General features: G+C 34.8%; 6 protein-coding genes. 1 reads left to right on the plus strand and 5 read right to left on the minus strand.

Features of this window, described 5'->3' with window-relative positions; translation table 11 throughout:
- Nucleotides 1–878: collagen-like domain-containing protein (locus FLP_RS07015; RefSeq protein ID WP_483294814.1), on the minus strand; the 878-nt coding region annotated here is incomplete at its 3' end.
- A 481-nt stretch (nucleotides 879–1,359) separates the two neighbouring features.
- Between FLP_RS07015 and FLP_RS07020 the strand changes: the two genes are divergently transcribed.
- The gene (locus FLP_RS07020; protein WP_123921651.1) at nucleotides 1,360–2,301 is read left to right on the plus strand and encodes a hypothetical protein; all 942 of its coding nucleotides are present in this window, start codon (nucleotides 1,360–1,362) and stop codon (nucleotides 2,299–2,301) included.
- Between the two features lie 242 nt (nucleotides 2,302–2,543).
- Here FLP_RS07020 and FLP_RS07025 read toward each other — a convergent pair whose 3' ends face one another.
- The 4 genes from FLP_RS07025 to FLP_RS07040 all read right to left on the minus strand — a co-directional run bounded on the left by FLP_RS07025 (nucleotide 2,544) and on the right by FLP_RS07040 (nucleotide 11,477).
- Nucleotides 2,544–5,360, minus strand: a complete 2,817-nt coding sequence (locus FLP_RS07025; protein WP_123921652.1) for a M16 family metallopeptidase — start codon at nucleotides 5,358–5,360, stop codon at nucleotides 2,544–2,546.
- 150 nt (nucleotides 5,361–5,510) lie between these two features.
- A complete protein-coding gene (locus tag FLP_RS07030; protein WP_065448815.1) occupies nucleotides 5,511–8,108 on the minus strand; it encodes an alpha/beta hydrolase family protein in 2,598 nt (865 codons plus the stop codon).
- A 24-nt stretch (nucleotides 8,109–8,132) separates the two neighbouring features.
- Entirely contained in the window at nucleotides 8,133–10,109 is a 1,977-nt protein-coding gene (locus FLP_RS07035) for a TlpA family protein disulfide reductase (protein ID WP_065448816.1), read from the minus strand.
- A 12-nt stretch (nucleotides 10,110–10,121) separates the two neighbouring features.
- Nucleotides 10,122–11,477, minus strand: a complete 1,356-nt coding sequence (locus tag FLP_RS07040) for a RagB/SusD family nutrient uptake outer membrane protein (protein ID WP_065448845.1) — start codon at nucleotides 11,475–11,477, stop codon at nucleotides 10,122–10,124.
- Nucleotides 11,478–11,480 lie beyond the last annotated feature (3 nt).

Below are 11,480 nucleotides of genomic sequence, written 5' to 3' on the forward strand. Positions count from 1 at the left end.
TTTTCGCCATCAATACCCTTTGTACCACGCACACCCTGTCCGCCAGTGATACCATTAGAACCGTCTAATCCGTCTTTTCCGTTGTTACCGCTGATCTGAATCCATGCTCCTGAAGCAGGATCTTTTATATATACAATTTTTGTATTGGTATCCACCCAGATTGAAACCCCTTCTGCAGGTGTAGCATCTTTTCCTGGTACGCCTGGTCCGCCAGGCAAGCCGTCTTTTCCATCGTTACCATTGATTTTTACCCAGTCTCCAGTGGTAGTATCTTTAATATAGATAGTTCCTGTGGTAGAATCAATCCATGTAGTAACTCCCTCTCCCGGAGCTCCGTTTTGACCAGGCTCACCAGGTCCCGCAGCTAAGCCCGGAGCTCCTGCAATTCCGTCCTTACCATCTTTTCCGTTTAATGGAATCCATTTAGAAGTATCTTTAGGATCACGTACATACACAATACCAGTCGTATTATCGATATACATTTTGATTTCACCAGGAAGCCCCTGAGTTCCAGGCAGACCGTTTCCGCCAGCAATTCCGGTTGTTCCGTATCCAGAATCACCTGAAGTACCTAATCTTAACCATTTGTCGACAAACCAATAGTAGTAACCTGGTGTAATATCTGCATTAGTAGCAGTATTAAAAACCAATAACCTGTCATCATATGGTTGTTGTCTACCTGAATTGTTTTTGATAATGGTAGTGGTATCCGTACTGCTTGTTAACGCAGCTGTCGGAATCAAGAGCCCTCTTTTATGGTCTGGATCAGTAATTTCCAACTGAGCAGAAGAGCTAGGATTTTTTGTTCCAATACCTACCTGCGAATGTGCAGCGTAAATTCCTAAAACAAAAAATAAAGGGAGTAATCTATTTTTCATAACATTTTAATTATTATGCATTTAATTAGTTCTTAAGTGTTCGTAAATCAAACATATAAGTTTGAAGGTGCAAAGTTCCCTCTAAATACCTTTTTGCTTTACCACCATAAGTTTTTAAAGTTGTAGATTAGGGTTTTTGTAGTAACACCACACTAATTGGAAGATTTTTAGATAAAAAACAATTTAAGGATTATAAAAAATTACAATAAAAGAGTTTTTTTTATAAATAATTTAAACTTGTGAAGTAATGATTTTCGCAAAATTGACATAGTATGCCCGTGGATGTGCTTGTTATTACTAATTTCTTTGAGACGGAAATTAGGTAGATAATTTTATGATTAAATTATAAGTAAGCATATTTGAGCAAGATGGAAATTATATAAAATTGCGAACCAATATTATAAGCTAAATATTATCTCAATTCTCAAATTTGAAATATTGTAGATGATTTTGCATCCACATTACTAAACTTTAAATACAAATGAAAAAACTCATCCTATTTTTATATTGTATATTTCCTATGCTAACATATTCACAATTAGAAAAATATGCGCCCAAGGTAAGATTCGCTATTGAAACTTATGCATTTCTTAAAGGCCAGAGTACTGCACTTCAAATGGTCGCCATAGAATTTCCGCAACTTAAACCTGATGTGGCAGCAGTTAAAAAAAGATCTGTTTTGTTCGAAAGGGCCGAACGGAATATTGAGCATTATCTGAAAGACGAGCTGCATGATTCTGATTATAATGCCATACAAAACCGCATTAATTCTTTGCTTAAGGAACAATTTATAAATCCCATTGAAAAGGAAAAGTACGCACAGGATTTTTTGGAAAAAGTAAAGGAAAGATCGCTTTTTCGTTTGGATACCTTGTTATCAAAAGGAATTATTTCGTTTGCCTATCATGATGCTCCACATCAGGAAATTACTGATGGCCATGTAGAGACTTTTACAACAAAAGGACATCCAAAAGCAGAACAGTCCGTTTTGCAATTTCCTATTCCCAAAAGCTGGCTGGCAGAAGAAGCAGACAGGACTGAAACAGTTCAACAGTTTACCAGTCACTATGGCACAGGCAACGAAAAAATATTAATTGTAATATATGATTTGCCTGCGGAAGAGTATAATTTTATTCTCAATGAAAAAACAATTTCAGAGATGATTCCGCCTCAGGCTAAACTCATTCGCACAGAAGCATTAAAAATTGATGACCAACCCGGAATGATGGTAGAAGTTGAGGAAACCCTGAACCAGGACAAAGTAAAAATAAGAATGCTACAGTTTATGTTTACTCAAAAACAAAAATTGTATTGTCTGCAAGGAAGTATAGGTCCAGCTGATATCAGCAAAAATCTGGAGCCTCAAATAAAAAAATACGAACCGCTTTTCCGTCTTATTGCTGACAGGACAGAAATAGATTAAGTATGCTTTAAAGGCCTTTATTATTTATTTTTTTAGATCTAAAATTCTAAGATAAAGGCTACCAAGATGGTATAAAAGCAATGATTTGAAGATAATTACTATTAACGCAATCGCATTGATTTAAAGAGCTGCCGGCAAACAGCTCTCTTAGTCCTTGTTAAAATACTTACTAATTCAAATTTACCAAAGAGACTATTAAAATTAATCTTCAGAATTGCCGTTCTTGTTTGTGTCGCAAATATTTATTTTAAAGGAGATGAAGCTGTTTTAGGCTGCATTACAACTTCGACTTTATCAGCGTTTGGTACTACTTCAGCTGCATATTTTTTAATGTCTTTTACCGTAATACTTTTGATCAATTTCTCGTATTCATTACTGCTTACGAATTTATCATTCGTTTTTAACTGATCAACAATTGTGTTCATCCAATACGAATTTGACTTAACATTCTCCTGATTGCTTTTTATCAAATTTTCTTTTATGTCTGATACATCTTTATCTGAAACATCATTTTTTACGATATTATCCAGCTCGTCATATACAATTTGAAGCAATTTGCTATCTTTTTCAGGATTACAGTCAAAACTTACGCGAAGTGAAAAAACCGGAGATGGATTTTTAGACAATGAACTCTGTGTTTGTACGCCATAACTTCCGCCCTCGTCTTCTCTAATTTTGTCTAAATAACGTTTGTCTAACAATTGAGAAAGCATATATGCCATAATTTGGTTTTTCTCTGAAAAAGCTACTTTTCTATTTTCAAGATGTACATAAATACTCGTTTTAGGAACGCTCATTTCTCTGATCAGTTTTTCTTTTGCAAATGCTTTTGAAATTCCAATTTTATGATCTACAAATTTCTCCTGAGTGTGATTTCCTGCTACATTTCCTAAATATTTATTGATCACTTCAATATCTTTATCAGCAATATTTCCAACAAAAACAAAAGTAAAATCAGAAGCATTTGCAATACGCTCTCTGTAAATTTTTGAAGCTTCATCAAATTTTAGTTCGCCAAGATTTTCTTTGCTTAAAAGAAAAGTTCGTTTACTATGGTTACTGTCTAATAAAGCAATAGTGTCACCAAATATCTTACTATTGTTTTCCGTTACATTTTCGAGTGCGTTACTATAGTAATCAATAATTCGTTTGTATGCTGTAGTTTCAAATCTTGGATTTTTAAAGTACAAATAAGTCAGTTCCAAAAGTGTTTCCAGATCTTTTTTAACGGCGCTTCCGCTGAAACCTTCGTAATGTTCACTAATAAAGGGACTTACTTTAACTGTTTTTCCTGAAAGCTGTTTTTGTAAATCGGTAACTTTAAAATCTGCTAATCCGGAGTTTTTGGCTAAAACAGTCGCAATCTGTGAAGATGCTAAATCTTTTTCAGGTAGTAGTGAAACCCCACCCGGACTGAAAGCAGAAAAGAGAATCTGATCCTGTGACAAAGTTGTTGGGTATATAATTACTTTGGCACCATTTTCTAAAACATATCCTTTTGCCTCTTTAATTCCTTTAATTTCAAATTTTTTAGAAATTGGCTTAACGGTCAGTTTGTCTGTTACCAAGTCTGTATTTGCAATTGTTTCGGTGTAAGGGGCTAACTTTTCCTCTTTTATTTTTTTAATTGCTGCGGTGTAATCTGTTTCTGCAGGATACGTAACATTATCTTTTTCTGGTCCGGAAACCGTTAAAACCTGATTGTTTTCTGTAGGAAGCGCACGAAACACTTTATTGATTTCATTCAGGTCAATTTTAGCCAAAGCTGCTTTTACAAATTCCGTTTCATCTTCTAAACTCATTACAGGCGAAGCTTCTAAAAAGTAATTCTGCAATTGCGAAGCCCAGTTTTCATTACTGATTTTATCTTTGTTTTTTAACTGATTTTCATAACCTGTACGCATATTTTCTTTCACACGATCCAGTTCTTCTTTTGTAAAACCATTTTGAATAGCTCGCTCATATTCGGTGTACGCTTGTTGGAAAGCTTCTAACAATCTTCCGTTCTTAGGATTTACAGTTAAGGTAAAAAAAGAAGTTAAGCGTGTCAAACCAGAATAACTTAAACCAGCTCCCATCAAGGCCGTTTCATTATTTACGGTATAATCTCTAAAACGATTGTTCATCATTTGTAAAGCCAATTGTTCTGCAATATTGTTTTCAAATGTTGCAAGATCCTGGACTGCAGGCTTTTTCTTTTTAAAGTTTAATGCGATAGATGTTTTCTGCGCTTCTTTGTCTACAGCAAGTTTGTACAACAATTTATCATTGTCCGGAATAGTCTCATAAGTTCGCTCTGCAGCATTTGAAGGCATCGGAATTGAACCCATTATTTTCTTCACCTTCTCCTCGATTTTTGCAGGATCAATGTCTCCCACAATAATTACAGCCTGATGATTTGGCAGATACCATTTTTTATAATAATCTCTTAATTGTTTGTATTTGAAATTATCAATCAAATTCATATCGCCTAAAACGTCTCTTTTACCATATTTTGAGCCATTATAAATGAAAGGTTCCAGTTGCGATCCTATTCTTAAATCGGCATTTCGTCTGGTACGCCACTCTTCGTGAATTACACCTCTTTCGGCATCGATCTCGGCATCTTTTAAAGACAAAAACCCAGACCAATCGTGTAAAACATACAAACACGAATCTAGTAAAGCCGGATTTTTAACAGGTACATTGCTTAAATTATACACCGTTTCGTCATGTGCGGTATAAGCATTAATATCACGTCCAAAAGCAACACCATGTTTCGCCAGCATATTGATGATGCCTTTTCCTTTAAAATGCTCCGTTCCGTTAAAAGCCATATGTTCCAGAAAATGCGCTAATCCGTTTTGATTGTCATCTTCTAAAATGGCACCCACATTCTGAACAAAATAAAAGTCGGCTCTATCTTTTGGCCATTCGTTATGCAGAATAAAATATTGCATTCCGTTGTTTAAAGTCCCATGTACTACATCTTTCCGTAGTGGAATTGTAGTTTTAAATTGCGCTGAAACCTGAGTTAAACCCAGTATTATAAAATGCGCCAGAAATAATTTTGCTTTCATTTTGCTTGATATTTTTGTTTGTTTTTTGATTGATTTATTCCTGAATTGTAATTCAAAAATGGTATAAGAAATTCCTGCTGTTAATTTGAAGGTCTCAAAAGAAACCTTCAAATAACAGTCTTTGGATTGTATAAAATGTATCGGCTTATATTACATCCAGTCTGGTTTTGCTGTACCTTTTAGGTAATAATCAAAATACTGCTGCATTTTGTTGGTCCAGTCTTTTTTGTTTGCTGCATCATCTAAGGTGTGCCCTTCTTTTTTATAGTTCACCAATAAGGCATTCTTTCCTAAACGGCGAAGTGCAAAAAATAAAGACTGACCTTCCTGATAAGGCACCGCACGGTCATTATCATTATGAAAAATAAGTACAGGAGTTGTAATATTCTTAGCAGAAAAAATTGGAGAATTTTTAATATAACCATCCAGATTATCGTATAAAGAACTTCCCATACGGTATTGATCTGCTTCGTATTTAAACATAGTCGAAATCCCGTTTGTTCGCATAACAGGATAGTTGGCCGTAAAATTACTTACTCCGGAACCTACAATGGCACAGCTGAAAACATCTGATTTGGTCAATAAAAATGATGTTTCGTAACCGCCAAAACTATGTCCCTGAATACCAATTTTTCCTTTTTCGGTAATGCCTTCTGCAATTAAATATTCAACACCGCTGATTACGTCATTGTAAACACTGTTTCCGGGATTTCCATATTCGTAATGTACATCTGGCTGGAAAATAATATAACCTTGACTTATTAAAGTTGGAATATTAATGTTTGATGTACTAATTTCAGGAGATAGATACGCATTAAAATCTTCCGTATGTTTTTCGTAAAAATGAACGATAACAGGATATTTCTTTTTGCTGTCGTAATTTTCCGGAAGGTAAAGATTCCCTTGATTTTCTTTTCCGTTGAAACTTTTCCAAGTCAGTACTTTTGAAGTTCCCCACGCATATTCTTTTTGCTGTGGATTGATATCGGTCATTTTTTGCTGAGATCCAAAACTGGAAGTTCCCCACCATAAATCTGGAAAAACAGTAAAACTTTCTTTTACAAAAAGTACGCTTGAATCATCACCGGAAACGGTTTCAATTTTCACATTATAATCCGGATTTGCAAATACCTTTGTTATAGAACTGTTATTGGTTAATTTATACACTCCTTTAGATTTATGTACGATATCAAAACCTACCAGAGTAATTGACTTTCTATTGTCTAAATCGCCAATAAAACCATTTTCGTTATAACGAAGTTCTATATTGTTTTTTCTTCCGTAACCCTGCGTTATAGAATAAGCCTTTTTTTGATTGGTAAGATCAATCGCCCACAAATCAAACTGATCGTAAAGGACAACTGTATTTCCGTTGTTTAACCAGCCTGCGATACCAAATGCAGTATTACTGGATTTCATATCTACATTATCATCAGAAACAGGGTAAGGAATTTGCGAACTAATGTTTTTAAACTGCTTAGAAGCGCTGTCAAAAACAGTCCAAACTTTTTGTTGTTCATCATAAAAAACAGCAAAATTCCCCTGCGGATTTAAAGATACACTGCCAAAAACTCCTGTAAGTACTTTTGTCGATTTTCCAGTCGAAGCATCAATCCAGTAGATATCATTACGTTCGTTAAAAGTCCAGTCTACTTCTATTACATACGGTTTTTTATCAATACCAAAAACACCTTGATAATTCCCTGATTCAGGAATAATTACCGGATCAAATTCACCAATTGAAGCCACCTTAACGACTTTCTTGTTTTTGATATCGTAAAGAAATTTCGCTTCACTTGGAAGTGTTTTTGAGTTTCGCAGCATTTCTTGTCTGCGCTCCATGCTTCCTTGATTGGATCTCCAAATTTCAATATTTGATTTGGGAATCTGAGTGTTTTCCTGACGCTTATTAGAATTCACTAACAACGCAATAAAATTACTGTCTTCAGTTAATCCGTAAGCTGTTTTTGAAATTGAAAAGTCAGGATCGTTTAACACAACATCATCATAATTGAACAATGGCTTTGTTGCATTAGTAGCCAGATTAAAATAATATACCGTATTAAAATCGGTGCTGTTACTGCCTTTTAAAGTAAAAGTACCGCCGTCTTGTTTTTCATTTAATTGGAAATCACCAAAATCGGCGGCTTTTCCACTGTAAACAGTTTCTTGTTTCCCGCCTGGGATGCCATGTTTTAAATAAGCCTTGTCTTTTTCGATTTGCACATAAACTATAGAATTATTCTTTAAAAAGCGAGAAGATTTTATATTGTTTACAGCAATACTGTCGTTACTTTCTAAATTAAAACAAACCAGACGCTGTAGAAAAAAATCTCCTTTAACAGCTTCGGGACGTGAATAGTATAAAAAATCTGTTCCTTCAAGAGCGTTTGTGTAATGCTTGCTTTTCCAAAGTTTTTTCACACCTGTTTTTAGATTTTGCAAAAGCGTGCTGTCATTTTTGCTGTACTGAATCCAGTCTTTTTTCCCGATGAATTTTAAATCACTAATATCATTCAGTACCAAACGTTTTCCTTTTGGTGCTTCCTGAATAATAGTTTGCTTTTTATTTTCCTTTTCTTCATCCTGAAAAACCGTGTTGTAAGACATCCACTTTCCATTGTATGACAAAGATTTACCGCTAATTCTCTGCCAAGATTGATAAGCCGATTCGTCGACGGTTTTTTTCTGTGCTGATAAACTATGTACACTCAGTGCGAGTGTACATAGTAAAAGTATATTTTTCATATTTTTTTGATTTTCAAAAAGAAATTACTCTTTCTTTAAAGCATTAATCACTTCTGTAAGTTCATCAACTAGCTGACCCGGATTTCCTGAATATCCTTCAGAAGTAAAACGAATCTGCCCGTTTTTGATGACTACTTTTCTAGGAATCCCGCTTGATTTAAAGATAGCTGCGTATTTAGAAAACGATTCGTTATTCGTTCCGCCACCTTTTTTCATTAAATCAAAATAAGTATCCAGTTTTAGTCCTTTTTCTTTTAAGTAAGCCAACGCTTCTTTTTTGTATCCTTCTTTGGTTTCCTGTGTACTGATAAAATAAACTTCAACTTGTTTGTCTTCTTTGAAATTGTTTACCAATTGCTGCATCGCTGGAAATGCTTTTTTACAAGGTCCGCACCAAGTCGCCCAAAAATCAATTACGATAATTTTTCCGCTGTCTAAAGCTAATTGTTTTGCTTTTCCGTCTGCTGACTGCACTTTAATCGCTGGAGCTGGAATAGGAGACATCAAAGCAATTTTTACGTCAGCTTTATTTTCTTTTTTCAGTTGCTCTAAATAAGCAGGGAAATCAGCTTCTTTTTTACCTTCTTTTAAATAAGCTTCTTTTAATTTAGCAGTCGACGCTTCTGATAAAGCATTCACTCTTGCTGCGTTTTTTAAAACTTCGATAGTGGGTTTGTTTAATGCTTCTAAGGCTTTTACATGAATGTCGTTTACGCTCGCTTTTTCATAACGCTTTGTAAATGGCAGTAATTCAAAAGTTTCTAAAACTTCTTTGTATTTTTTCAGCATGTCGTACATACGAATCTGAATCACTAATTGGTCGTTTAGTCTATCCTTAGCATTTTCGTTTGCCTGATTTGGAGACCAGTAAATCCCCTGCATATAGGACAAGTCGTTTACTTTTTGCTGCATCTGCCTGATCATTGGCACTGCCATTGTTTCTATAACCGCAGGATCTACAACCTTTAAATACAAAGCTTTAGAAATATTCTGGTGATACGCATCGTTTAGATTAGCAAAATTCATAGTTGGAATTAAAGCTAAAATACTGTTGTAATCTTTGGTCTCAAAATAATAGCCAAATTGCGCTTTTACGATATTATCATAAAAATACTTTTGAGAATCAGGCACAGAAGTGTATGGAAAATCAGCTAAAAATTGCGTTATCACTTTATTTTTTTCTGCAGCATCCGCAATTGGCATAATTTTTTGAAAGGCTTTGAATCTTTGAAAAGCACCTTTAGGAAATTGTTTTTGAATTACGGTTTCAAGAGAATCTGCCTTTGCCTGATCCTTTAGTTCAAATTTGTATAAATTGTAAACGTTTAGAAAAACTTCTTCCGGCTGTCCGTTCATTTTCTTTGTAAAATCTCCTAAAAAACGGTGTCCTAATTCATCAAATCGCTCCGGTTTCTGAGCCTTTAATACTTTAATATACGTATCAATAAATTTTGGAAAATTATTACCCTGATCTGCTACTTCCTTTTTTAACCAATATTCTGTAGCATCTCCGTCTATCGAAAAATCCTTAAAATAACCTCCAAACTGGCTATTGAAATCTTTGTTTCTAAACGTTGCCCAAGCTAAATCTGCTCCGGGCATTTTTACTTTAGGCTCTTTAAAAACTACTAAAAGATATCCTGTGTCTTGTCCTGTATCTGTAACAATTCCGTTATCTGTGTTTCCATAAAACTTAAAAGCCATGAATCCGCAGTTTTTTGGAACAGTGTATTCCACATTCCAGACAGCACCGTTTTTCTTCATTTTAAGATCTTCGATCTCCCAGTTGTAATCATTAAAGACGTAAGCGTAACCATTGATTTCTTTGATATTTTCCAAAGGTCCGCCTTTTGCATCATAAGTCATATTGAGAGCCATTCCGGGAACCGGAACATCTACCATTCCTTTTAATCTGGATTTAACTTCCTGAGCAGAAATTTGTATGGTAAAGGCGCAGAACGCCAATACCAATAATTTGATATTTGTTATTTTTTTTAACATTGTAGTTTGTGTTTATTGCCCCAGTTCTGGGTTAAAATCAATATAATTTTGATGGATTGGGAATACATATCCAGCGCTGTTAGGCGTAAGCGTGAAGGTTTCGTTTTTGAAAACCCTTGTATATGTTTTTTGCAAAGTTGGATCTAAGTTTAAACGACGCTGGTCAAACCAGCGAAATCCTCTACCAATAAATTCTTTTTGTCTTTCTGTCAAAACAAGATTTAAAGCTTCTGTATTTGTAGTCGCGCTTACCTGGTAAACAGAACCTGTTTTGTATCGTTTAGCTCTTAAGATATTTAAATAATCAACGGCTTTTTGCGGCTGCCCTAATCTGGCATAACATTCTGCTGCAGTTAAATACATTTCAGGAACAGAAACTCCAATATTGATTCCGTTTGTATTACTATAAGTAGCAATTCCAAAAGCTCTTCCCGTATGTGATGGATTAAAAACATTACCAAGAATTGTATAATAATTGTAACGCAAATCATCACTACTGAAACTGTTTAATAAATCTTGAGCCAACGGCGCGCCATTATAACCATTTAGTAATGTTTTAGAAAAAATGATTTCAGGATTACTAAGTAAAACAGGATAACTGTAAGCTGTGGCAAAAGTGTTTAGATCAATTAAATCTTTTTGCATGCTTAAGGCTTTTTCTGCATTATCCAAACTCAATTGATATTGGCCCATATACAAATAGGTTCTGGCTAAAATACCATAAACGGCTTTCTTTGACGGAAGCACATTAAAATCCGGCGTATCAACAAGATCGTTTGCCAGGGCGCTTTGCAAATCAGAAAGAATTTGTTTGTAAATCACATCAACAGAACTTCTTTCCAATGAAGAGAATAATTCTGGTGTAAGTAAAAGCGGTACCGATTTTTCAGCATTTGAGGTAGTTGGATCAAATTGCGGCCCATAAATATTTACCAGCTGTAAATAAGCAAAAGCTCTATGAACAAAGGCTTCAGCATAAATTTGCTTTTTCTCTGATTCGGTTCCTTTTTCACTCTTCATTACACCTTTAATAATGGCATTGTTGTAATAAATGGTCTGATACAAATTAATCCAATCTGAGTCTCCCTGAGATTCATCAAAAATTTTGGATTTCCAGGTATAACTGTTTGCCCATATTGTTGATACACGCGCCTGAAAAGCTGTCGAAAATTCTACATCGGCACTTGAAAGGAGATACATTCCTCCGGAACCGCTGTATGTATTGTAAGCATTCGCCAATGCTCTGTAATCAGAGGTATATCTTAAAATTCTATTGTTCCCTACAGGTTCAACTTCAACATAATCTCTGCAGGAATTAAGCAGCAATAATGGCAGAATAATATATAGTGTGATTTTTAAAAATTTCATAAT

Source organism: Flavobacterium piscis, assembly GCF_001686925.1.
In the GTDB taxonomy this organism is placed as follows: Bacteria; Bacteroidota; Bacteroidia; order Flavobacteriales; family Flavobacteriaceae; genus Flavobacterium; species Flavobacterium piscis.

Bases quoted from the DNA above. Each gene is read 5' to 3' on its own strand.
- FLP_RS07020 (WP_123921651.1), top strand. From the start codon at position 1,360: ATGAAAAAACTCATCCTATTTTTATATTGTATATTTCCTATGCTAACA.
- FLP_RS07025 (WP_123921652.1), bottom strand. From the start codon at position 5,360: ATGAAAGCAAAATTATTTCTGGCGCATTTTATAATACTGGGTTTAACT.
- FLP_RS07030 (WP_065448815.1), bottom strand. From the start codon at position 8,108: ATGAAAAATATACTTTTACTATGTACACTCGCACTGAGTGTACATAGT.
- FLP_RS07035 (WP_065448816.1), bottom strand. From the start codon at position 10,109: ATGTTAAAAAAAATAACAAATATCAAATTATTGGTATTGGCGTTCTGC.
- FLP_RS07040 (WP_065448845.1), bottom strand. From the start codon at position 11,477: ATGAAATTTTTAAAAATCACACTATATATTATTCTGCCATTATTGCTG.